Source organism: Streptomyces sp. NPDC127117 (genome assembly GCF_042677325.1).
GTDB lineage: Bacteria > Actinomycetota > Actinomycetes > Streptomycetales > Streptomycetaceae > Streptomyces.
The window spans coordinates 1-22644 of the sequence record NZ_JBHXTM010000060.1 but is presented as its reverse complement, the minus strand read 5'-3'; the positions used below and the strand labels follow the sequence as shown (position 1 = coordinate 22644).

The following is a 22644-nucleotide window of genomic DNA, read 5'->3' as shown; positions in this document are numbered from 1 at the left end:
GATGTCGGTGCACAAGGGATCCGGATCCTGATGGGCACCCGGATATCAGCGGACATTCCCGGTCGATTCTCGGGAATGGGGCCCTTTCTCCTTGTCTGGTCCGGTCAGGCGGTGTCCCTGGCGGGAAGCGCGGCGGTCCGGTTCGCCTTCATCGTCGAGGTCTGGTCGGCCGGCGGGAAGGCGACCGCCGTCACCGTCCTCTCCCTGTGCGCCATGCTGCCGCAGGCCGTGTTCAGTCCCATTGCGGGCGCAATCGTCGACCGTATACCCAAGCGCACCGCGCTGCGGATAGCCGACGCCGGCGGACTCCTCGTCGTCGGCGCCCTGGCCCTGCTCCACTACGTCGGCGCCTTCCATGCCTGGCAGGTCTATCCGGCCACCGTCCTGCTCGGCGTCTGTGCCGCCTTCCAGTTCCCGGCCCTGTCCTCGGCCGTTCCCCTGCTGGTCCGCAAGGACCAGCTGGACCGCACCAACGGGCTGTTGGCCGGTGCGAAGAGTGCCGCCGGGATCGGCGGCCCCGCGCTGGGCGGTCTGCTCGTCGCGCTCTTCGGGATCGGGCCGACGCTCCTGGTCGACGTGGCCAGCTACGCGTTCGCCCTCATCGGCATCCAGATCGTGCGCTTCAACGGCGACCGGGTGACGAAGAACCCCGACGCACCGCGCAGGCGGATCACCGCGGATGCCGTCGAAGGGCTGCGCTACCTGTTCCGGATACCCAGCCTGCGCGACCTGATCGTCAACTTCTGTGTCGTCAACCTCGTGATGGTCTTCGGCTTCGCCCTCATCTCGCCGATGGTGCTGCTCCGGGCCGGCAACGGCGCGCTCGCCGCGGTCAACACCTCGGTCGGCATCGGCGGAGTGGCCGGTGCCCTGCTCATGGCGGCCTGGGGCGGTCCAGCGAACCGGGGCCGGGGCATGATGCTCGGCGTGGTCGGCATGTGCCTGTCCGCCCTGGTGGTGATGGGCCTGGTCGGCAATGTGACCGGCTGGTGCCTGGCCATCCTGATCGGCGCCCTGCTCATGACCACGGTCAACGCCTCGATGCAGACGATCGTGCAGACCAAGGTCCCGCACGAATGGCAGGGCCGGGTCTTCGGCGCGGTGATGTTCCTGTCGCAGATCTCCGTACCCCTGGCGATGGCGGTCTCCGGTCCGCTCGCCGACCACGTCTTCGAACCGATGGCCGCCCGGGGTTCCGGGCTCTTCACCGTGCTCGGCCCCCTCGTCGGCGACGGCCCGGGCACCGGCATGGCGGCCATGCTGCTCCTCGCCGGAATCGGCGGGACCGCGGTCGCCCTCTGGGGCCTGGCCAGCCGCTCGATCAGGGACATCGACACCCTGCTGCCCGACCTCGACGCACCGCAGGACCCGGCCGGGCAGAGCGAGAGCCGGGGAGGTGACCGCGATGAGGTGCGTGCATGAACTGTTCGAGGAGCAGGCGGCGCGGACGCCCGGCGCGACGGCGCTGATCGACGGCGGCGAACGGATCGACTACGCCGGACTCGACGACCGGGCCGACCGGCTGGCGGGCCTGCTGGCCGCCCGGGGCATCCGGCCCGGCGACACGGTCGGCGTGTACCTGGAGCGCTCCGCCGCACTCGTCGTGACGGTCCTCGGCATCCTCAAGGCCGGGGCGGGCTACGTGATGCTGGACCCCGGCTTCCCCGCCGAACGGCTGCGCGCGATGGCCGAGGACGCGGGAACCGCCGTGGTCGTCACGGCCGGCGACACCGCGCCCGGGGCACTCGACATGACCCGGGTGCACGTGGCGGACGCCGCCGGGGCGCGGCCGCTGCCGCGCGGCGCCGTCCCGGTACGGCCCGACGACATCGCCTGCGTGATGTTCACCTCCGGATCGACCGGGCGGCCGAAGGGCATCGCCGCTTCGCACCACGCGATCACCGCCACCCTCACCGGGCAGGACTTCGCGTCCTTCGGCCCCGGCGCGGTCTGGCTCCAGTGCGCGCCACTGTCCTGGGACGCGTTCGCTCTGGAGTTGTGGGGGCCGCTCATGAACGGCGGGACCTGCGTCCTGCATCCCGGACAGCGCCCCGAACCCTTCCTGATGGCCCGGCTCGTCGCCGAGCACGGCATCACCTCCATGTACCTCTCGGCCTCCCTCTTCAACGTCGTCGTCGACGAGTACCCGCAGGTGATGGACGGACTGCGGGAGCTCGTGGTGGGCGGCGAGGCCATGTCGGCGCCGCACGCGGCACGCGCCCTGGAGCGCCGGCCGGAGCTGCGGCTGAGCAACGGCTACGGCCCCGTCGAATGCATGGTCTTCCTGACCGTCCACCCGGTGAGCGCCGCCGAACTCGGTTCGGGCCCGGTGCCGATCGGCCGTCCGCTGGCGGGCAAGCGGCTGTACGTCCTCGACGAGGAGCTCCGTCCGGTGCCGGACGGGCGGAGCGGTGAGATCTACGCCGCCGGGGCGGGCCTCGCCCGTGACTACCGCGGACGGCCCGCGCTGACCGCCGAGCGCTTCGTCGCCTCCCCGTCCGGTGAGCGGGTCTACCGCACCGGTGACCTCGGGCGGCGGCGTGCCGACGGCGTCCTCGAATATCTGGGCCGGGCCGACAGCCAGGTGAAGATCCGGGGCTTCCGGGTGGAGCCGGGCGAGGTCGAGAGCGTACTGACCCGGCACCCCGGCATCGACCGGGCCGCGGTCCTCGCCCATGAGCACCCGGCGGGCGACCGCCAGCTCACCGCCTATGTCGTACCGAGCGGCGGTGCCCGGCAGGGCTTCCGGGAGGCGGAGTTGCGCGCCTACGCCCGCGATGTGCTGGCCGACTACCTGGTCCCGGCGGTCTTCGTGGCACTGGACGAGCTGCCGCTGACCGCCAGCGGCAAGCTGGACCGGGCCGCCCTGCCGGAGCCCGGCACCGCGACGGCCCTCGTCGGCGGGGCGGCGGCGAGCGGCACCGTGGCCGCGCTGTGCGAGCTGTTCGCCCAGGTGCTGCACACGGACCGGGTCGGCCCGGACGACGACTTCTTCGCCCTCGGCGGCCACTCGCTGCTCGCCGCCCGGCTGCTGGGCCGGATCCGTACCGTGCTCGGCGCCGAGATCGACATCCGCGGACTTTTCGAAGCACCCACCGCGGCGCTGCTCGCCCCGTTCGTCGACACCGCTCCCCCGGCAGGCCCCGCGCCCACCACCGCGCCGGTCGACGCCTCCGGGGCGCTCCCGGTGTCGCACGCGCAGCACCGGCTGTGGTTCCTGGACCGGATCGGGGCCGGCGCCGCGTACAACCTGCCGATGCTGGTCCGGCTGCGGGGTGCGGTCGACGTGGCCGCGCTGGACGACGCGCTGGCCCGGGTCGCCGAACGCCACGAAGTCCTCCGCACCGTCTTCGAGGAGTGCGACGGCTCGCCCGTACGCCGGGTACTGAGCGGGGCGGCCGCACGGCCTCCGTTCCGGCACCTTCGGACCGCCGGGGACTCGATGGACCGGGAGATCGAGCGGGAGGCCCGCCACCGCTTCGATCTGCGTGCCGAACTCCCCGTACGCGCGACCCTGTTCACCTCGCGGGAAGGGCCGGACGAGCACGCGCTGCTGGTCCTGGTCCACCACATCGCCGGGGACGGGTGGTCGCTGCGGCCGCTCTTCCGCGATCTGTCCCGCGCCTACCGGGCACGGGTCCACGGCACGGACGCGGCCGGGCTGCCCCCGCTCACCGTCCAGTACGCGGAGCACGCCCGTCACCAGCTCGACCGGCTCGGCTCACCGTCCGATCCGCATGCCCTCGCCGCCCGCCAGCTCACCTACTGGCGCAAGGAGCTGGACGGGCTGGCGGCCGACGGTCCGCTGCTGCCCCGCCGTGCCGGGCGCCCCGCCGTCCCCGGTCCCGCCGCGCAGGTCGTGGTGCGCCGCCTCGACGCGGCGGCGCACGCCCGGGCGGTCGAATCGGCCCGGACCCGGGGCGCCACCCTCTTCATGGCCCTGCACGCCGCGCTGGCCACCGTGCTGGTACGGGCCGGGGCGGGCGAGGACCTGGCGATCGGCGCGCCGGTGGCCGGACGCGCCGGGGACGGCAGCGTCGAGGACGTCGTCGGGTTCTTCGTCAACATGCTGGTGCTGCGCACCGATCTGTCCGGCGACCCCACCACGGCCGAGGTGCTCGCCCGGGTCCGGGAGACGGACCTCGCCGCGTTCAGCCACCAGGACGTGCCGTTCGAGGACGTGGTAGGCGCGCTCAACCCGCCGCGCTCCCCAGGCCGTCAGCCGTTCACCGATGTGGTGCTGGCGCTCCAGAACAACGCACGGGCCGAGGTCGCGCTGCCCGGTGCCGAGGACGGCGTCGAAGTGGTACGCACCGGCGCCGCCCGGTTCGAACTCCTGGTGGACGTCACGGACTCCACCTCGGCCGAGGGCGCACCGGACGGGCTGACGCTGACGTTCGAGTACCGCGGGCAGGCGCTGGAGGCGGAGTTCGTCCAGTGGCTCGCGGACGCTCTCCCGCAGGCCCTGGAGAAGGCAGCGGCAGCCCCCGACACGCCCCTGTCGCGGCTGGGCATCGCCGCACCGCCACGCCTGGCCGTCCGGAGCGACCGGATCGCTGCACCGGTCCGGCGACAAACTGCCGCCGAGCGCCCGATGACCGCGCTGGAACGCGAGATCGCCGCCGTGTGGTGCGAGGTCCTCGGGGTGCCGAGCGCCGGCCCGGACGACGACTTCTTCGCCCTCGGCGGCAACTCGCTGCGCGCGGTGCGCGCCGTGGCCCGGCTCGGCGCGCACCGGCAGGTGACGGTGGCGCAGCTGTTCGCCGCGCCCACGGTCGCCGCCTTCGCCGCCGAACTGGAACGGGCGGTCGAACTGCCCGCCCCCGCCGCCGCTTCCCCCATCCCGCGCCGCCCCCGGGTGCCGCGCCGCACGGAATCCCAGACCCAGCCCAGCAGAAAGCAGGAGGAGTGGCAGTGGACCTCAGTGTGATGTTCTTCGGTGCGGACAGCACCACCGCCGGCGAGGCCCGGCACACCGAGACGTACGAGGACATCCTCGCCGTGGCCCGGACCGCCGACCGGCTGGGGTTCCACGCCGTCTGGACCCCCGAGCGCCACTTCCAGCAGGTGGGACAGGTCTTCCCGAGCCCGCCGGTGCTCAGCGCGGCGCTCGCCGTCGCCACCGAGCGGATCGGGATCCGCGCGGGCAGTGTCGTCCTGCCGCTGCACCACCCGCTGCGGGTGGCGGAGGACTGGGCCGTCGTGGACAACCTCTCGCACGGGCGGGTCGGCCTCTCCGTCGCCACCGGCTGGCACTCCAAGGACTTCACGCTGGCCCCCGAGCAGTACGCGGACCGCCGGCGGACCGCCCTGGAGACGATCCCCCGGCTGCGCTCGCTGTGGGCGGGCGAGCCCGCCGAGTACCCCGACGGCACGGGCGACCCGGTCTCCGTCACGCCCCAGCCCCGGCCCGTGCAGGGCACCCTGCCGCTGTGGGTCACCACGTCCGGCAACCCGGAGACCTGGGAGGCGGCCGGACGGCTGCGCGCCGGAGTGCTCGGCGCGACCGTCGGGCAGAGCCGGGACGAGCTGGCCGAGAAGATCGCCCGCTACCGCGCCGCCTGCGCCGAGGCCCCCGACCAGCGGGGCACCGACGCGCACGGCCGGGTCACGCTGATGGCCCACACCTACGTCGGCAGCGACGACGCGGAGGTCCGCCGGATGGCGGGCGCCCCCCTGAAGACCTATCTCGCCTCGTACGTACGACAGACCGCGGCCAACCGCTCCGCGGACCCCACGACCGCGCGCCTCACCGAGGAACAGACCGCGATGCTCGCCGACTTCGCGTTCGAGCGCTATCTGAGCTGGGGCAGCCTGCTCGGCTCCCCCGGCCACTGCAACAAGATGCTCGCCGATCTGGCGGAGCTGGGCGTCGACGAGGTCGCCTGCTTCATCGACTTCGGCATCGGACGGGACGACGTACTGGCCGGGCTGCACCGGTTGGCCGAACTGAAAGAGAACCTGTGATGAGCGCCCCCACCGTTTCGCGCACCGTCCCGGTCGCGGCATCCCCCTCCATGGCCGACCGGTTCGGCGCGCTCGGCCGGGAGCAGCGGGTCCGTCTGCTGCGCCGTCTCCTGGAGGCGGGCCGGGCCCGTGAGATACCCGCCGTCATACCGCCGCGCGACCCGGCCCGCCGGGTGCCGCTCAGCCCAGCGCAGCACGACCTGTGGGTGTACGACTCGCTGTATCCCGGCACCCCGGCGCTCAACCTGTGCGCCGCCTACCACTTCGAGCGGCCCGTCGACCCGGCGCACCTGGAGGAGGCGCTGACGCTGATCCAGCGTCACCACGACATCCTTCGGACCCGGATCGTGTCGGACCCGTCGGGCGAGCTGCACGTCGAGTTCCCCGACGACGGGCCATTCGACCTGGAGCGGGAGGATCTGCGGGGCACCGGCCGTTCGATCGACGAGGCCTTCGAGACCTTCCGCAGCCGCCCCTTCGACCTCGGCCGGGACAAGCTGATCCGGGCCCGGTTCGTCCGGGTCGACGGACGGCGTTCCACGCTGATGCTGAGTCTGCACCACACCATCAGCGACTGGTGGTCCTTCGATGTGCTGCAGAACGAGTTCGCGCGTGCCTACGGCGCGCTGCGCGACGGTCTGGAGCCGCCGCTGACCCGGCCGGCCGTGCAGTACGCCGATTTCTCTTCCTGGCAGAGCGAGTTGGCGGAGTCCGGGGTCTTCGCGAGCCGGCTCGACTTCTGGCGGCGCTATCTCGCCGACCCGCCCGGTCCGCTGACGGTGCCGGGCAGCAACGGCGGTGTCGCCGGGGGCGAGGGCATCGCGCAGGTGCCCTTCCGCATCGACGCGCCGACCACCGCCGCTGTGCGGGCCCTGGCCCGGGAGCGCGGCGCCTCGGTGTACGTCGTGCTCATGGCGGCGTTCGCCGTCCTGGCGCACCGGGTCAGCGGCGCCGACGACCTGGTGATCGGCACCCCCATCGCCAACCGCGCGGCCAAGGGCCTCGACCAGGTCATCGGGTACGTCATGAATGCCGTGCCGACCCGCTGGAAGGTGGCTCCGGACCGGTCGTTCGCCGAGCTGCTCGCCGGGTTCGCGGTCGACTTCCCGGATCTGATGGCCAACGCGGACGTGCCCGTGGGCCGGATCGTGTCGGCCGCCGCGCCCGAGCGCAGCGCGGGCCGGGCCCCGCTGTACCAGTGGGTGTTCATGCACCTGACGCAGCAGCCGAGCGTCTCGGTGATGAAGGAGTTCGCGGAGCCCGAGCGGATCCACACGGGCGGCGAGCACGACCTGGTCGGCGTGGTGAAGGACAGCGGTGACGGCATGGAGGGCAGCTTCGGGCTGCGTACCGATGTCTTCGGCCCCGGGACGGTGGCCCGCTGGACGCAGTGTTACGTCGAGCTCCTGAAGCGGATCACCGCCGACCCGGACGCGCTCATCGGTGACATCGACGTGGTGCCGTCGGCCATGCGCGGTGAGCTGCTCGCCGGGTCCGCCGGGCCCGCCGCTCCCGCCCCGGTGTCGCTGCCCGAGCTGGTGACCCGGCAGGCGGCCCGCACGCCGGACGCGCCGGCCATCGAGTCCCCGGGGCACACCCTGAGCTATGCCCGGCTGGACGACCGGGTGGCCAGGCTGGCCGGCCGGCTGGTGCGCCTGGGTGCCGGTCCCGGGCGGATCGTGGCCCTCGCGCTCGCCCGCGGCAGCGACTGGCCGGTGGCGGCGCTGGCCGTGCAGCGTGCCGGCGCCGCCTATCTGCCGGTCGATCCCGCCCACCCGGCCGAGCGCATCCGCCGGGTCCTCGCCGAGGCCGCGCCGGTGCTCCTGGTCACCGAACCCGGCGCCGCGCTCCTGGACACCGGTCTGCCGACCCTGGTCCTCGACGAGGACGCCTGGGCCGGGGAACCGCTTCCGCAGGGCGGCCCCGAACCCCACGACGCCGCCCATGTCATCCACACCTCGGGCTCCACCGGCACCCCCAAGGGCGTGGTGGTCAGCCACGCCGGGGTGGCGGCGCTCACCCGGAGCCTGGTGGACGGCCTCGCACTGGACGCGGACAGCCGGGTCCTCCAACTCGGGCCGCCCTCCTTCGACATCTCCGTGGGCGAACTGTGCCTGGCCTTCGGCTCCGGCGGAACGCTGGTGCTGCCGGAGCGGGGTCCGCTCGTGGGCGAGGACCTCGGGGCGGTACTGACCGAGCGGCAGATCTCCTGCGCGTTCGTCCCGCCGTCGGTGCTGGCGACCGTGCCGGCCGGGCCGCACCCGGAGCTGCGTGCCCTCGTCGTCGGCGCGGAGGCCTGCCCGCCTGAGCTGGTGGCCCGCTGGGCCATTGCCGGCCGCCGCTTCCACAACGCCTACGGGCCCACCGAATCGACCGTCGTCTCCACCGTCTCCGGACCGCTGGACGCCGATGGAACCGCGCCTCCGATCGGCACACCGGTGGCGGGCACCACCGCCTACGTCCTCGACGAACGGCTCCGGCCGGTGCCCGCCGGGGCGGGCGGTGAGCTGTACCTGGCGGGTGGCGCGCTCGCCCGCGGCTACCTGGGCCGGGCCGCGCTCACCGCCGAGCGGTTCGTCGCCGATCCCTACGGTCCGCCCGGCAGCCGCATGTACCGCACCGGCGACCTCGCCCACCGTGACGACCACGGGAACACGTACTACCTGGGGCGCAGCGACGAGCAGGTGAAGCTGCGCGGGCTGCGCATCGAACCGGGTGAGATCGCCGCCGCGCTCGCCGAACACCCCACCGTGGAAAGGGCGGTGGCCGTGGTGCGGCACGACCGGGCCGACTCCGCGCAGCTGGTGGCGTACGTGGTGCCCGCACCGGGAGCGGCGGTCGACGAGGACGCGCTGCTGCTGCACGCCTCCGGGCGGCTGCCCGCGGCCATGGTCCCGGCCGCCGTGGTGGCGCTGGACGCGCTGCCGCTGTCGTCGCACGGCAAGCTCGACCGGGCCGCGCTGCCCGCGCCCGCCGCCCGGAGGGCGGACACCGCCCGGCTTCCCGGATCGGCGCGCGAGGAGGTCCTGTGCGGGCTGTTCGCGGAGCTGCTGGACGTCGAACAGGCCGGTGCGGAGGACGACTTCTTCCGCCTCGGCGGCGACAGCATCATGGCGATCCAGCTCGCCGCGCGGGCCCGCACGGCCGGTCTGGTGTTCTCGCCGCACGACGTGTTCACCGTACGCACCCCGGCCCGGCTGGCCGTGCTGGCCCGTACGCCCGAGGGCGACGCCCCTGAGGAGGAGGACACCGGGACCGGGCGGCTGCCCCTCACCCCGGTGATGCACTGGTGGCGCGAACAGGTCCGGGACACCGCCACGTTCACCCAGTCCATGCTGTTCCCCCTCGCGCCCGGCACCGGACTCGCCGCGATCGAGGGAGCCGTCCGCGTACTGACCGAGCGGCACGCCGCGCTGCGGATGCGCCTGGTGTGCGAGGACGGCACCGGCTGGGAGCTCCGGGTGCCCGAGGAGAGCGCGCCCTCGGGTGCGCGGGCCGTCCGGGTGGCCGTGCCGGCGGACGCCGATCTGCACTCCCGGGCGACGGAGCTGGCGCGCACCATCACCCTGCGTCCCGAGGACGGCGAGATGGTGCGGGCGGTATGGCTCGACCCGGGCTCCGGCCGGCCCGGTGCCCTGCTGCTCACCGTGCACCATCTGGCCGTGGACGGGTTCTCCTGGCGGGTGCTCGGGCAGGAGCTCGCCGCGGCGCTGGACGGCCGTCGCGAGGACGACGCCGCGCCCGCGAGGTCCGCCTCGTTCACCCGGTGGTCCCGGCTGCTCTCCCGGGAGGCCGAGCTGCGGCTCGATGAACTCCCCTGGTGGGAACGTCAGTTGGCGGACCGCACGGCTCGCCTCGCCGAGGTCGTGGAGCCGGGTGGCCGGCGCGAAACCCTCACCTTCGATCTGGACCCCGACCTCACCCGCAGTGTGCTTCTCACCCTGCCGGGCGCCTTCAACTGCCGCCCCGACGCCGTGATGCTGACGGCCCTGACCGCAGCGGCCGTCCAGCGGCGCGGCAGCGGATCCTCGCTCGTCGTGCACCTGGAGGGCCACGGCCGCGAGGCCGTCGCTGCCCCGGTCGATGTGTCCGGCACCGTCGGCTGGTTCACCACGCAGTACCCGGTGCGCCTGGACATCGGTGCGGCATCGGTGGTGCCCGGCGGCCGGCCCGGCGAGGCCCTGAAGTGCGTCAAGGAGCAGCTGCTCGCGGTGCCCTCCGGCGGGCTCGGCTGGGGTCTGCTGCGCTACCTCCACCCGGAGACCGGCCCGGCGCTCGCCGCGCTCCCCGCACCCGATGTCCGCTTCAACTATCTGGGCCGGTTCGCCGCGGCCGACGCGGCGGGCGGGCGGCTGCTCGAACCCGGCCCGGACGCCGTGCCGCTCGCGCACACCCTGGAGGTGGATGTGCTGGCCCGGGAGGAGAACGGCGAGCCCGTGCTGGAAGCGAGCTTCTCCTACCCGTCCGGCGCGTTCACCGAGGACGAGATGCGCGCCCTGGCCGGGGCATGGTCCGAGGCGCTCGGCGTCCTCGCGGACCACTGCGGACCGGACGGCGCGGCCGCCCACGCCCCGTCCGACTTCCCGCTCGTCGACCTGACCGGGGACCAGCTCGAACTGCTCGCGCAGGAGATGGACTTCGGCGACCTCGACACCGCCGACGAGGAGGACCGGCGATGAACGCGCGCATCGCGGACGTACTTCCGCTCTCCCCGCTCCAGGAGGGCCTGCTCTTCCACGCCGCCCGGCAGACCGAGGGACCGGACCCCTATCTGGTGCAGGCCCGGTTCCGGATCGGCCCCGAGATCGGCGGGGACACGGTGCGGGCATCGGTCGCCGCGCTCCTGGACCGGCATCCGAATCTGCGCGCCTGCTTCCGGCACGAGCGTCTGGACCGGCCGGTCCAGGTCGTGCCGAAGGCGGTCAAGCTGCCGTGGACGGAGGTGGACCTGACGGATCTCACCCCGGACGAGGCGGACGCGCGGACCGAGGAGGTGCTGCGCCAGGACGCGGCGCTCCGCTTCGACGTGGCCCGCCCGCCCCTGGTCCGTGCCACGTTCCTGCGGCACGGCACCGGTGCCGAACTGATCGTTTCCTTCCACCACATCCTTCTGGACGGCTGGTCGTTGCCGGTCGTCGAGCGGGACCTCGCCGCCCTGGTGGCGGGCCGGCCGCTGCCGCCCGCCGCGCCCTACCGGGACTATCTGGTGTGGCTGGGCGGTCAGGACCGGAACAAGGCCGAAGCCGCGTGGTGCGATTCGCTGGAGGGTCTGGAGCGGCCGGCGCTGCTGTCCCCGTCCGGACCGGACACGGCACCGGACCGTTCGCGGCTGTGGCTGCCCACCGGACTCACCGAGAAGCTGGTGCGGCGGGCCGCGACGGCGGGCGTCACCCTCAACACCCTGGTCCAGGTCTCCTGGGCGCTGGTCCTGGCCAGGCTGACCGGCTCCCGCGATCAGGTGTTCGGCGCGGTCGTCTCGGGGCGCCCGCACGATCTGCCCGGCGTCGAGTCCATGGTGGGCCTGTTCATCAACACCCTGCCGGTACGGGTCCGGCTGCGGGACGACGAGCGGGTCGACGAGCTGCTGTGCCGGATCCAGGACGAGCAGTCCCGGCTGCTGGAACACCACCACGCCCGCGCCGCCGAGGTGCAGCGGGCCGTGGGGGCCGGTGAGCTCTTCGACTCGATCATCGCCTTCGAGAACTTCCCGCGCGGCTCCGGGAGCGAAGGCGCTCCCGCCGCGGTCCGCCTGGTGAAGGTGGCGGACGCGACGCACTACCCGGTCACGGTCGCGGCGGTCGCCGAGGACCGGCTGCTGCTGTCGGTGAGCTGCCGCCGGGGCATATCGGCGACCGCGGTCGCCGAGCGGCTGGCGCACGTACTGGAGCAGCTGGCCGACTCGCCGCGGATGCCGGTGGCGGACATCGACGCGCTGCCCGCGGCGGAGCGCCGTCATCTGCTGGCCCTGGCCGACGGCCCGGCCCGCTCGTGCGCCGAACCCGCCACCCCGGCCGGGCGGTTCGCCGCCCAGGTGGCCCGTACCCCGGACGCACCGGCCGTCGACACGGACGGCAAGACGCTCAGCTACGCCGGGCTCGACGCCGCTTCGGACCGGCTGGCCGGCCACCTCGTCCGGGCCGGTGTGGCACCGGGGCACACCGTCGCCCTGCTGCTGCCCCGTTCGGCGTCCCTGATCGTGGCCCAGCTCGCGGTACTCAAGACGGGCGCCTGCTGGCTCCCCCTCGATCCGGCGCACCCGGCAAAGCGGCTGGCCCGGCTGATGGACGCGGCGGCCCCCTCCCTGGTCCTGACCTCGGGGACGGGCCGGGGTGCCGCACGGCTGCCCGCCGGGGTCGCGGTGCTGGACGTCACCGAGGCGTCCGGGCCCGCGCCCTTCGACCGGGTCGAGGCCCATCCCGGGTCCGCCGCCTGCGTGATCTACACCTCCGGCTCCACCGGGGAGCCCAAGGGGGTGGTCGTCCCGCAGCGGGCGATCACCGAACTCGCCGCCGACGGCCGCTTCGCGGGCGGTGCCCACGACAGGGTGCTGCTGCACAACCCGTACACCTTCGACGCCTCGACCTACGAGGTGTGGATCCCGTTGCTGAACGGCGGGACCGTGGTCGTGGCCCCCGACGAGGCGGTCACCCCGGACCTGCTGGAGCGGGTGGTACGGGAACGGCGGGTCACCGCGCTCATGCTCACTCCCGAACTGCTGCGCACCGTGGCGGAGATCGCGCCCGGCGCGCTGTCCGGGCTCCGTGAGGTGTGGTCCGGCGGCGACGTCCTGGCACCCGACACAGTGCTCCGGATCCGGGAGCACTGCCCGGACACGGTGGTCGTCAACGGCTACGGCCCCACCGAGACGACGGTGTTCGCCACCGCCCACACCGCGGACGGGGAGAGCGCCCGCCGTAGGGGGGCCGTTCCCATCGGGCGCCCCCTGGACAACACCCGCGCCCATGTCCTGGACGACCGGCTGCGGCCGGTCCCGGCGGGTGCCACCGGGGAGCTCTACCTCGGCGGCAGCGGTCTCGCCCAGGGCTACCTCGGCCGGCCGGCCGCCACCTCGGAACGGTTCGTGGCCGATCCGTACGGGCCGCCCGGCAGCCGCATGTACCGCACCGGGGACCTGGCCCGCTGGACGCCGGACGGCGTCCTGGAGTTCGCGGGCCGGGCCGACGACCAGGTCAAGGTGCGCGGCTTCCGCGTGGAGCCCGCCGAGGTCGAGGCCGCGCTCTCGGGCTGCCCCGGTGTGGCGCGGGCCGTGGTCGGTGCCCGGCGGGACGCGGCGGGCGGCAAGCTGCTGGCCGCCTGGCTGGTGCCGGAGCGGAGCGCGGACGAGGGTTCCTGCGGCCCGGAGGAGCAGTGGCGCCGCACCCTCGCCCGGGTGCGGGCACATGCCGCCGAGCGGCTGCCCGCGCATCTGGTGCCGTCGCTGTGGGCCCGGATCGAGGAGGTGCCGCTCACCCGCCACGGAAAGGCCGACCGGGCCGCGCTCCCCGACCCCGGACCCACCGGGGAACCGGTGGCCGACCGGGCGCCGCGCACCCCGCGCGAGCGGGAGCTGTGCGCCCTGTTCGGGACGGTGCTCGGGGTTCCCGCGGTCGGGCCCGACACCGACTTCTTCCAGGCGGGCGGCCATTCGCTGACCGCGCTGCGCCTGAAGTCGAAGGTCGAGACGGTGCTCGGGGTACGGATCCCGGTCTCCGCCCTGTTCGACGCGCCGACTCCGGCCGGTCTCGCCGCCCTGCTCGACGCGCCGCCGTCGGGCGACGGCCCCGCCGCGCGGATTCCGCTGCGTCCCGCCCGCGAACGCCCCGGCTCCGCGAACGCGCCGGCCGGGCCGCACCACAACAGCCTGGAGCATGTGCTCACCCTGCGGACCGGCGGCGACCGCACCCCGCTCATCTGCGTGCACCCGGGGCTCGGTCTCAGCTGGTCGTACGTGAACCTGCTGCCGCACCTCGCACCGGACCGCCCGGTGCACACGCTGCAGAGCCCGGCGCTGCTGACCGGTGCCGGCTCACTCCCGGCCACCATGGACGAGATGGCGGACCTGTATCTGCGCAGCGTCCGTGAACTCCGGCCACGGGGACCGTATCTGCTGCTCGGCCGTTCCTTCGGCGGCCCGCTCGCCCATGAACTGGCGGTGCGGCTGCGCCGGGCCGGCGAGGAGGTCCGGATGCTCGCCGTGGTGGACGCCATGCCGATGCCCGAGCGGATCAGGGGCACCCCGCTGGACCCCGCCGCCGTCGAGGACGAGATGCTGCGCATCCTGTTCCACTCCCACGCACCGGAACTGCCCCTTCCTGAAGGGCCGTTGGAGCGCACCGCGCTCTTCTCCCGGACCCGCGGGGCGAGCTTCGACGGCCTCTCCGAGGACCGGTTGCACACCCTCGTCGACATCGGGGCGCATCACACCCGGCTCGTACGGGACTGGCACCCGTCCCACTACGACGGCGCGATGACGCTCTTCTCGGCGACGCACGACGACTGGCCGACCACGGCCGAGAAGACCGAGGCCTGGCAGCGCGTGACCGCCGCGCTCGATGTGCACGAACTGGACTGCGGTCACAGCGACGTACTCACCCAGGGCCCGGCGGCCATGATCGCCGCGGTCCTCGAAACCGCCCTCCGAGGGGACTGAGAACCATGACCGTCGACGCCGTCGAGCTCATCGACCTCTACGCCGGGGAGGGCGGCGGGGACGAGGAGTACGAGTTCCCCGCCTCCGACGCCCAGAGCCGCCTGCTGGTCCTCGACCAGCTGAATCCGGGTTCCCCCCAGTACAACGTGCCGGTCGCCTTCGCGGTGCGCGGGCCCTTCGACACCGCGGCGTTCGGCCGTGCGCTGGACTCGCTGGTCGCCCGCCACGAGGCACTGCGGACCGTCTTCCGGACCGCCGACGACGGCACCCCGGCGCAGCGCGTCTCGGCCGCCGGGCGGGTACGGCTCGCGATCCGGCGGAACGTACCGGCCGGCGGTGCGGACGCCCTGGTGCGCGCCGAGGCCGCCCTCCCCTTCGACACCGCCGCCGGGCCGCTGCTGCGCTGCACCGTGTACACCGTCGACGACGGCAGCCACCGGGTGCTGCTCGTAGCCCATCACCTGGTCTGTGACGGCTGGTCGCTCGGCCTGATGCTGGACGAGCTGTCCGAGGGGTACCGGCACGAGGCCCGGGGCCTGACGTACCGTCCGGCCGAACTCCCGCTCCAGTTCCCCGACTACGCGGCCTGGCAGCGCGAGCGTGCGGCGGACGGCGCGTTCGAGGCGTCCGTGAAGCACTGGGTCGACGTGCTGCGCGGCGCGCCCACCGCCATGGAACTGCCGCTGGACCGCCCGCGCCCACCGGTCCGCACCGCTTCGGGCGGCACCGAGCGCTTCCTGCTCGGTGCCGAGGTCAGGGAACGCCTGGCCGAGGTGGCGGCGGCCTCGGGTGCCACCCCGTTCATGACGATGTTCGCCGCGTACGCCGCGTTCCTCTCCCGGCTCTCGGGCGGTGAGGACCTGGTCGTCGGCTACCCGTCGTCGGGTCGCGAGCGGCCCGAACTCCAGGAGATGGTCGGGATGCTGACCAACACCCTGGCGATGCGGGTGGATCTGACCGGCGACCCGTCCCTCGACGAGCTGACCCGTCGCGTCCGGGCCTCGATGCTGGCGGCACAGCCCTACCAGGACGCGCCGTTCGAGGCGGTGGTCGACACCCTGGCGCCGGTCCGCGAGACCAGCCACGACCCGGTGGTGCAGGTGGCGCTCAGCTACGAGGACGAGGCCGCCTCGGAGCTGCGGCTGACCGGTGCCACCACCGAGCGGCTCGCGCTGACGCTGGACACCGCGAAGTTCGACTTCCACCTGTTCGTGGAGCGGTGGGACGCCGGGCTCGCCGCCCAGTTCATCTACCGCAGCGACCTGTTCGACGCGGCGACGGTCCGCCGCTGGACGGACAACTTCCGCACCCTGCTGGCCGGGCTCCTCGCGGACCCGTCCGCACCGCTGTCCACCGTGGAGCTGGTGCCGGCCGAGGAGCGCCGCCGCACCATCGCCGGTGCCGACCGGCTCGCGGAGGCGGCGCCGCTGGACCGCCTCGTACCCGATCTGATCGCCGACCGGGCGGCCCGACACCCGGACGCCACGGCCCTGGTCTGCGGCGACCTCCGGCTGAGCTACGCCGAACTGCTCGACCGGGCCGACGCGCTGGCCGCCCGGCTCCGCGCCGCCGGGGTGCGGCCCGGCTTCCGCGTCGGTCTGCTCCTGCCCCGCTCGGCCGACCAGGGCATCGCGGCCCTCGCCGTGCTGCGCGCGGGCGGCGCCTACGTACCACTGGACCAGGCCCACCCGGAGGCCAGGCTCCGCCACATGGTGGACAGTTCGGGCACCGGGCTCCTGCTGACCTCCCGGGAGACGGCAGAGAAGGCGGCGGGCCTGGAGGTGCCGTGCATCCGGGTCGACCGCCCGGCCGTCACGGACCCCGTCACACCCGGGGCGCCCGCGACGGCCGGCACCGCGCCGGCCCCCGAGGACCTCGCCTACGTCCTGTTCACCTCGGGCTCCACGGGCGTCCCCAAGGGGGTCGCCATCGAGCACCGGGCGCTGGTCAACCTGACCCGGGCGGTCCGGCACTCCTTCCCGGTCGAGGCCGGGGACCGGGTGCTGCAGTTCGTGTCGTTCGGCTTCGACGTCGCCGTGTCCGACCTCTTCTTCCCCTGGGTGGCCGGGGCGGAGCTGCACATCCCGCAGGAGGACGAGCGGATCGGCGAGGCCCTGCTGGACCGGCTGCGGGACTCCCGCATCACCTATGTGTTCCTGCCGCCGTCCGCCGCGATGCTGCTGCCCGACCTGACCGGGCAGCTGCCCGAGCTGCGGACCGTCGCGGTCGGCGGCGAGGCGTGCCCGGCCGAGCTGGTCGGCCGGCTCAGTGCGCCCGGACGCCGGATCGTGAACGCCTACGGCCCCAGCGAGGTGACCGTCTACGCGACCACCGGGGACCTCTCACCCGGTGAGCCCGTGGTGCTCGGCGGCGCCGTGCCCGGGGCCCGGGTCTATGTGCTCGACGAGCGGCTCCGGCCGGTCCCCGCCGGGGTCGCCGGTGAGATCTACGTGGCCGGTGCCTCGCTGGGGCGCGGCTACATCGGCCGGGCCTCCCTGACCGCCGAACGGTTCGTCGCCGACCCGCACGGCGCACCGGGCACCCGGATGTACCGCACCGGCGACCTCGGCCGGATCGACGCGAAGGGGCTCATCCACTACCTCGGCCGCTCCGACCTCCAGGTCAAGCTGCGCGGCGTACGCATCGAACTCGGCGAGATCGAGACCCTGCTGGCGGGTGCGCCGGGCGTCGCCCTGGCGGCGGCCACCGTCCGCGGCACGGGAACGGCACAGCGGCTCGTGGCGTATGTCGTGGGCCGGGACGGGGCGGCGCCCGCGGATGCCGAGCTGCGCGCCCATCTCGCCCGGCGGCTGCCCGGATCGATGGTGCCCGAGGTGTTCGTGCGACTGGACGAGATGCCGCTCAGCAGCAACGGCAAGATCGACCGGGCCCGGCTGCCGGAACCCGCCACCGTGCGGTGCCGGCCGGACGGCTCGACCACCGTCGCGGGCACCGCGACCGAGCAGCTGGTGGCCGGGCTGTGGGCCCGGGTGCTCAACCTCGAACTCGTCGCCGTCACCGACCACTTCTTCGATCTGGGCGGCAATTCGATCCGGCTGCTGAGCGTCCTGTCCGCCCTGCGCGAGCTGGGTACGTACGGCGAACTCAGCCTGGTCGACCTGTTCCGCCACCCCACCGTCAGCGCCCTGGCCGCCCACCTCGACCGGGCGGCCCTCGGGGCCGCCGCAGGGGCTCCCGACACCGCTCCTCCCGCCGACACGGCCGCCGCGCGCGGCGGTGACCGGCACGCACGACGCACCGCCGCCGCCCGACGACTCAGCTACCGGAAAGGCTCCACACGATGACCGAGAACGCAAGCGCCGCCGAGCCCCTCGCCGCCGACTCCGCGATCGCGGTCGTCGGGATGAGCGGCCGTTTCCCCGGCGCCCCGGACCTGGACACCTACTGGGAGAATCTGCTCGGCGGGCGCTGCTCGGTGACCGACTTCACCGAGGAGGAGCTGATCGCCGACGGCGCCGACCCGCAGGAGGTACGCGGCCGCGACCACATACCGGCCAAGGGCCATCTCGCGGACGCGGACCGTTTCGACGCGGAGTTGTTCGGCTTCAACCGCACCGAGGCCGCGGCCCTGGACCCCCAGCACCGGCTGCTCCTCCAGACGGCCTGGTCCGCGCTGGAGGACGCCGGCCGCAGCCCGCTCGGCGGGTCGGCACGTACCGGCGTGTACGTCGGCGGCGGCCCCACCGAGCACATGCTGGCCGCGCAGACCGACCCGCGGCTCGCCGCGTCCATCGGGGCGCTCCAGGTGCGCATCCTCACCGACCGCGAGTTCCTCGCCCCCTGGGTCTCCTACCGGCTTGGTCTGGAGGGCCCGAGCCTGACGGTGCAGACGGCCTGCTCGACCTCGCTGACGGCGGTGCACCTCGCGGTGCAGTCCCTGCTGCTCGGCGAGTGCGACACGGCGCTGGCCGGCGGCGTCGCCGTGGACACGGTGCGCAAGCGGGGCTACGTCCACCAGCAGGGCGGCATCTACTCGCCGGACGGCCGCTGCCGGCCCTTCGACGAGCGGGCCGGAGGTACGGTGCCCGGCAACGGGGTGGGTGTGGTGGTGCTGCGCCGGCTGTCCGACGCGATCGCCGACAACGACCCGATCAGGGCGGTCATCCGGGGCAGTGCCGTCACCAACGACGGGGCCACCAAGGTCGGGTTCACCGCGCCCGGCGTCGACCAGCAGACCGCGGCGATCGTGGAGGCCTGGGCGGCGGCCGGTCTCGACCCGGCCGATGCCCAGTACCTGGAGGCGCACGGCACGGCCACCGCGCTCGGTGACCGCATCGAGGCGGCGGCGGCGACCGCGGCGTTCAAGGGGGCGCTCGGCACCGGGCGGATCGGGATCGGCTCGGTGAAGTCGAACATCGGCCACCTGGACGCGGCGGCGGGCGTGGCCGCGCTGATCAAATCGGTGCTCATGCTGGAGCACGCGACGCTGGTGCCGAACGCCGACGCCGGCCGCCCGCACCCCGAACTCGGCTTCGAGGACTCGCCGTTCCACCTGGTCGGGCGGGCGACCGACTGGCCGGAGCCGGAGCACGGCCCCCGGCGGTCCGGGGTGAGCTCGGTCGGGATCGGCGGCACCAACGTGCATGTGGTCCTGGAGGAGGCGCCCCGGCGCGGCGACGCCGCGGCGCCGGAGGCCGAGGGCGCGCCGGAGGTGCTGCTGCTGTCCGCCCGCACCCGGGAGTCCCTGACCGCGGTGGCCGGCCGGCTGGCCGGGGCGCTGCGGGCCCCGGGGGCCCCGTCCCTCGCCGACACCGCGCACACGCTCGGCGTGGGCCGTGCCCCGTTGGCCGTACGCGGCTATGTGCGGGCCGGGAGCCGGGCGGAGGCGGCGGATCTGCTCGCCGAGCTGGCCTCGGGCGGTGCGGCGGGCCTCGGCGGGCCCGACCCGCTCGGCGAGGCCTGGCTGGCGGGCGGCCAGGTGGTACGGGAGGGGGCCGGCCGGCGGGTCGCGCTGCCGACGTACCCGTTCGCCGGTGAGAGCCACGGCGCGTACCGCCTCGTACCGGTCGCACCGGTCGCACCGGCCGGGGAGCAGCCGAAGCAGGGCGGCCGCTCCGCCGACCTGGAGCGGGACGTCCGCGCGCTGATCGCCGAGGCCCTCGGGCTGGAGGACGCCGACGACCCGGAGATGACGTACTTCGCGGCCGGCGGCGACTCCCTGACCGCCGTCCACCTGGTCGGCTGCCTCCGGGACGACTTCGACCTCGATGTCCCGATCACGCTGTTCCTGGAGCAGCTGACGCTGCACGAGATGGCCCGCCGGATCATCACGGCGCAGGACGGCGACGACTCCCTCGACGCCCTGCTCTCGGAGTTCGAGGCGGAGTGAGTGACGCGCACAGGGCTTGGGCCCCGACCCGGAAGGGGTCGGGGCCCAAGCCCTGTGCGGTGCGGTGTCAGACGCCCGTGCGGGCCGTTCGTCCGGGCACGTGCGCGGCGATGAGCTCCGCGACGAGGGGCAGATGGTCGCCCAGGAAGAAGTGGCCGCCGGGCAGTACATGCCGCTCGAAGTGCCCCTCGGTCTCCCGCTCCCACGCCTGCGCGCCCTCGACGGAGACCCGGGGGTCGTTGTCGCCGGTCAGCGCGATGACCGGGCAGCGCAGCGGCGGCCCGGGAACGTGGACGCGGGAGGACAGCATGGCGTAGTCGGCGCGCAGTGGCGGCAGCGCGAGTTCGAGGATCTCCGGATGGGTCAGCAGTTCCTCGTCCGTGCCGGACAGCAGCCGCATCTCCCTGATCAGCTCGGCGTCGCTGGGCCGGGCGGGCAGCCGCGAGCGCCGCGGCAGCGACGGCCCCCCGCTGCCCGAGACGAACAGGGCCGCGGGCTCACGCCCCTGTGCCGCGAGCTCCCGTGCGGTCTCGTACGCCAGGAGCGCGCCCATGCTGTGGCCGAACAGAATCAGCGGCCGGCCACCGCTCGCGGGGAGCGAGGCCAGTACCGCGTGCACGACATCGCCGAACCGTTCGGCGAACGGCTCGGCGATGCGGTCGTGCCGCCCGGGGTACTGCACGACCAGTGCTTCCGCGGTCCCCGCGACCTGGGTCGACAGCGGGACGTAGCCACTGGCCGAACCACCTGCGTGCGGGAAGCACAACAACTGTGCTGCGGCGTCGGGGGCCGGGCGGAAACACCGTATCCAGTTGTCCACGACATCCCTTCTCTCATGTCCTCGGTCCGGTCCTCGACCGGCTCCGTGAACGGTATCCGCTCATCGGGCCGCGGCGATCCAGCTCTCCAATTGTTCACGCGTGGTCGCCGGGTCCGCGACGAGAACGGCGAGTTCGTCGTCGCGGGGTTCCAGTGTCGTCAGGGCGGGGCAGCGGTGGCAGGCCTCGACACCGACCTGGTTCCACCACTTGCAGTGCGGGCGGAGGTGGCACCGTGGCACTGCGGCCGGTCCGGGCTCGGCCGGTACGCTCGTGATGCGTTCGATCAGCCCGCAGGCCTCGCCGACCCGGTTCGCGCAGTCCGACACGCAGTGCGAGGCGAACCGGAGCACCCGGTTGGGGGCGATCCCCTCCGGGATACTGCCGAGAACATCGGCGGCGGGTACGGGTTCGGCCAGGTAGGAGACCTGGTCACCCTCCCCGGACCGCACGCCGAGAACCACGCTCTCCGGGCGGCTCGCATCGCCGCTCGGACACCATCTGAGGGGGCTTTCCCGCCCGTCCCGGGCAGGGTCCGCAGTGCTGTCCACGGTGCTCACCTCCGATTCGTCAGCAGGATCGCGGGCCGGTCGAGTTGACCACCAAGCCGCCGATGACGCCGTCGGTGACGGCGCCCCTCTGCTGCTCGGCCGCGACCGCCTGCGCGATGCTTCTGGCGAGCTGCTCCTGGCTGGTGATCCGCTCCGGGCGCTCGGCGGCGGCGGCACCGGTGGTACCGCCGACCGTGACGAGACCGGCAACGAGGGCTGCGGCAGCGGCCGCCGTACGCATGCTGTTGTTCATCCCTGTCCTCCATGGCATCGGTGATGGCTTGCAGGAATCGACGCTAGGGTCCGCGTTCCGCCCCGGTCGGCAGTTACGGCGGCGGCTCGGGGGCGGCTTTCCGTGGCCCCCGGCCACCGGTCCACCCGCTGGTTGCTCATTGGTCGCGACGTCAATAGCATCGGCGGTATGTCGTCAAGCCCTCAGCGGAAGCGGATCCGGAAGTCCCCGGCGGACCGGCGTGCGGAAATCGTCGACGCGGCGGCGGCCATCGCCCTGACCGAAGGGCTGGAGTGCATCACACTGCGCCGGATCGGCGAAGAGCTCGGCGTCCGCCCCGGTCTCATCAGCCATTACTTCCCGGCGGTCGAGGACCTGGTGGCCGAGGCGTTCGGCACCGCCGCCGGTGCCGAACTGAACACTCTGCTCCCGGCGGACCCGGCAACGGAACCGCCGACGGACCGGCTCGCCCGCTTCTTCTCGCTCGCGACAGGCCCCGCGTACGACGACATCAGCCGGCTGTGGATCAACGCCCGGCACCTCAGCCGCTACCGCCCCGCCCTCCGCGACCGGGTGGGCCGCCAGGAGGCGCTGTGGCGGGGCCGGCTGGAGGATCTCGTGCGTGACGGCGTGGCCTGCGGTGAATTCCGTACCGCCGACCCGTATGTGGCGACCGTTCAGATCCTGGTCGTCATCGACGGCCTCGGCGCACACGCCAATACCGAGGCCGCGGACCGGCCCGAGGCGGTCACGCGGATGGCCGTGAGCACGGCCGAACGCGAACTCGGCCTGGAGATCGGCACGCTCACCGGGCGCGGCGGCGCGCTCGACGCCGGCCGCGGCGGCGTACCCGCGCCGTCCGTCGCCGACGGCACTCCGGGCACGGCCCAGATCACCTCCGGAGACGACCCAGGTGTCAGAGGCGGCTCATAGAGTCCTGCCATGAACGACTCGGCAATCAGAACCCTGCCCATCGACAGGGCAGCCGCCCGCCGGGTCAGGGACGGCCGGTCTTCCGCGCGGACGAGGGTTCGCCGGGGCACTGATCCGGTCCGGCGCCCGTGGCGGTCCACGGG

At 74.0% G+C, this 22644-nt stretch carries 11 protein-coding genes; 8 read left to right on the top strand and 3 right to left on the bottom strand.

The features are described from left to right. Window positions 1-30 precede the first annotated feature (30 nt). The 7 genes from ACFVH0_RS34370 to ACFVH0_RS34340 are packed head-to-tail and all read left to right on the top strand — an operon-like array spanning window position 31 to window position 19967. The gene (locus ACFVH0_RS34370) at window positions 31-1422 is read left to right on the top strand and encodes an MFS transporter (protein WP_385826692.1); all 1392 of its coding nucleotides are present in this window, start codon (window positions 31-33) and stop codon (window positions 1420-1422) included. Continuing rightward, window positions 1406-4930, top strand: a complete 3525-nt coding sequence (locus ACFVH0_RS34365; RefSeq protein WP_385826690.1) for an amino acid adenylation domain-containing protein — start codon at window positions 1406-1408, stop codon at window positions 4928-4930. Before ACFVH0_RS34370 ends, ACFVH0_RS34365 begins: the two co-directional genes overlap by 17 nt. Then, window positions 4915-5967 carry a MupA/Atu3671 family FMN-dependent luciferase-like monooxygenase gene (locus tag ACFVH0_RS34360; protein ID WP_385826688.1) on the top strand — a complete coding sequence of 351 codons (1053 nt, stop codon included), beginning with the start codon at window positions 4915-4917 and terminating at the stop codon, window positions 5965-5967. Before ACFVH0_RS34365 ends, ACFVH0_RS34360 begins: the two co-directional genes overlap by 16 nt. Continuing rightward, window positions 5967-10646 carry an amino acid adenylation domain-containing protein gene (locus tag ACFVH0_RS34355; RefSeq protein ID WP_385826686.1) on the top strand — a complete coding sequence of 1560 codons (4680 nt, stop codon included), beginning with the start codon at window positions 5967-5969 and terminating at the stop codon, window positions 10644-10646. The genes ACFVH0_RS34360 and ACFVH0_RS34355 overlap by 1 nt, the downstream gene beginning before the upstream one ends. Beyond that, entirely contained in the window at window positions 10643-14617 is a 3975-nt protein-coding gene (locus ACFVH0_RS34350; RefSeq protein ID WP_385826684.1) for an amino acid adenylation domain-containing protein, read from the top strand. The genes ACFVH0_RS34355 and ACFVH0_RS34350 overlap by 4 nt, the downstream gene beginning before the upstream one ends. A gap of 5 nt (window positions 14618-14622) precedes the next feature. Then, window positions 14623-17922 carry an amino acid adenylation domain-containing protein gene (locus ACFVH0_RS34345; protein ID WP_385826682.1) on the top strand — a complete coding sequence of 1100 codons (3300 nt, stop codon included), beginning with the start codon at window positions 14623-14625 and terminating at the stop codon, window positions 17920-17922. Further along, the gene (locus ACFVH0_RS34340) at window positions 17919-19967 is read left to right on the top strand and encodes a beta-ketoacyl synthase N-terminal-like domain-containing protein (protein ID WP_385826680.1); all 2049 of its coding nucleotides are present in this window, start codon (window positions 17919-17921) and stop codon (window positions 19965-19967) included. Before ACFVH0_RS34345 ends, ACFVH0_RS34340 begins: the two co-directional genes overlap by 4 nt. Before the next feature lie 67 nt (window positions 19968-20034). On the opposite strand, the gene ACFVH0_RS34335 is transcribed toward ACFVH0_RS34340, so the two are convergent. The 3 genes from ACFVH0_RS34335 to ACFVH0_RS34325 all read right to left on the bottom strand — a co-directional run bounded on the left by ACFVH0_RS34335 (window position 20035) and on the right by ACFVH0_RS34325 (window position 21589). Beyond that, window positions 20035-20787 (bottom strand): thioesterase II family protein, encoded by a 753-nt coding sequence (locus ACFVH0_RS34335; protein ID WP_385826678.1) that lies wholly within the window; start codon window positions 20785-20787, stop codon window positions 20035-20037. A gap of 60 nt (window positions 20788-20847) precedes the next feature. Next, complete coding sequence (locus ACFVH0_RS34330) at window positions 20848-21237, bottom strand: hypothetical protein (protein WP_385826676.1); 390 nt, start codon at window positions 21235-21237, stop codon at window positions 20848-20850. Window positions 21238-21355: 118 nt separating this feature from the next. Continuing rightward, window positions 21356-21589: a hypothetical protein gene (locus ACFVH0_RS34325; protein ID WP_385826674.1), complete on the bottom strand. Its 234-nt coding sequence runs from the start codon at window positions 21587-21589 to the stop codon at window positions 21356-21358. Window positions 21590-21757: 168 nt separating this feature from the next. Here ACFVH0_RS34325 and ACFVH0_RS34320 point away from each other — a divergent pair, with 168 nt between their 5' ends. Beyond that, complete coding sequence (locus tag ACFVH0_RS34320; protein ID WP_385826672.1) at window positions 21758-22501, top strand: TetR/AcrR family transcriptional regulator; 744 nt, start codon at window positions 21758-21760, stop codon at window positions 22499-22501. Window positions 22502-22644 lie beyond the last annotated feature (143 nt).

Excerpts from the sequence above, each read along its gene's own strand:
- ACFVH0_RS34370 (WP_385826692.1), top strand. The coding sequence starts at position 31 with ATGGGCACCCGGATATCAGCGGACATTCCCGGTCGATTCTCGGGAATG.
- ACFVH0_RS34365 (WP_385826690.1), top strand. The coding sequence starts at position 1,406 with ATGAGGTGCGTGCATGAACTGTTCGAGGAGCAGGCGGCGCGGACGCCC.
- ACFVH0_RS34355 (WP_385826686.1), top strand. The coding sequence starts at position 5,967 with ATGAGCGCCCCCACCGTTTCGCGCACCGTCCCGGTCGCGGCATCCCCC.
- ACFVH0_RS34350 (WP_385826684.1), top strand. The coding sequence starts at position 10,643 with ATGAACGCGCGCATCGCGGACGTACTTCCGCTCTCCCCGCTCCAGGAG.
- ACFVH0_RS34345 (WP_385826682.1), top strand. The coding sequence starts at position 14,623 with ATGACCGTCGACGCCGTCGAGCTCATCGACCTCTACGCCGGGGAGGGC.
- ACFVH0_RS34340 (WP_385826680.1), top strand. The coding sequence starts at position 17,919 with ATGACCGAGAACGCAAGCGCCGCCGAGCCCCTCGCCGCCGACTCCGCG.
- ACFVH0_RS34325 (WP_385826674.1), bottom strand. The coding sequence starts at position 21,589 with ATGAACAACAGCATGCGTACGGCGGCCGCTGCCGCAGCCCTCGTTGCC.
- ACFVH0_RS34320 (WP_385826672.1), top strand. The coding sequence starts at position 21,758 with ATGTCGTCAAGCCCTCAGCGGAAGCGGATCCGGAAGTCCCCGGCGGAC.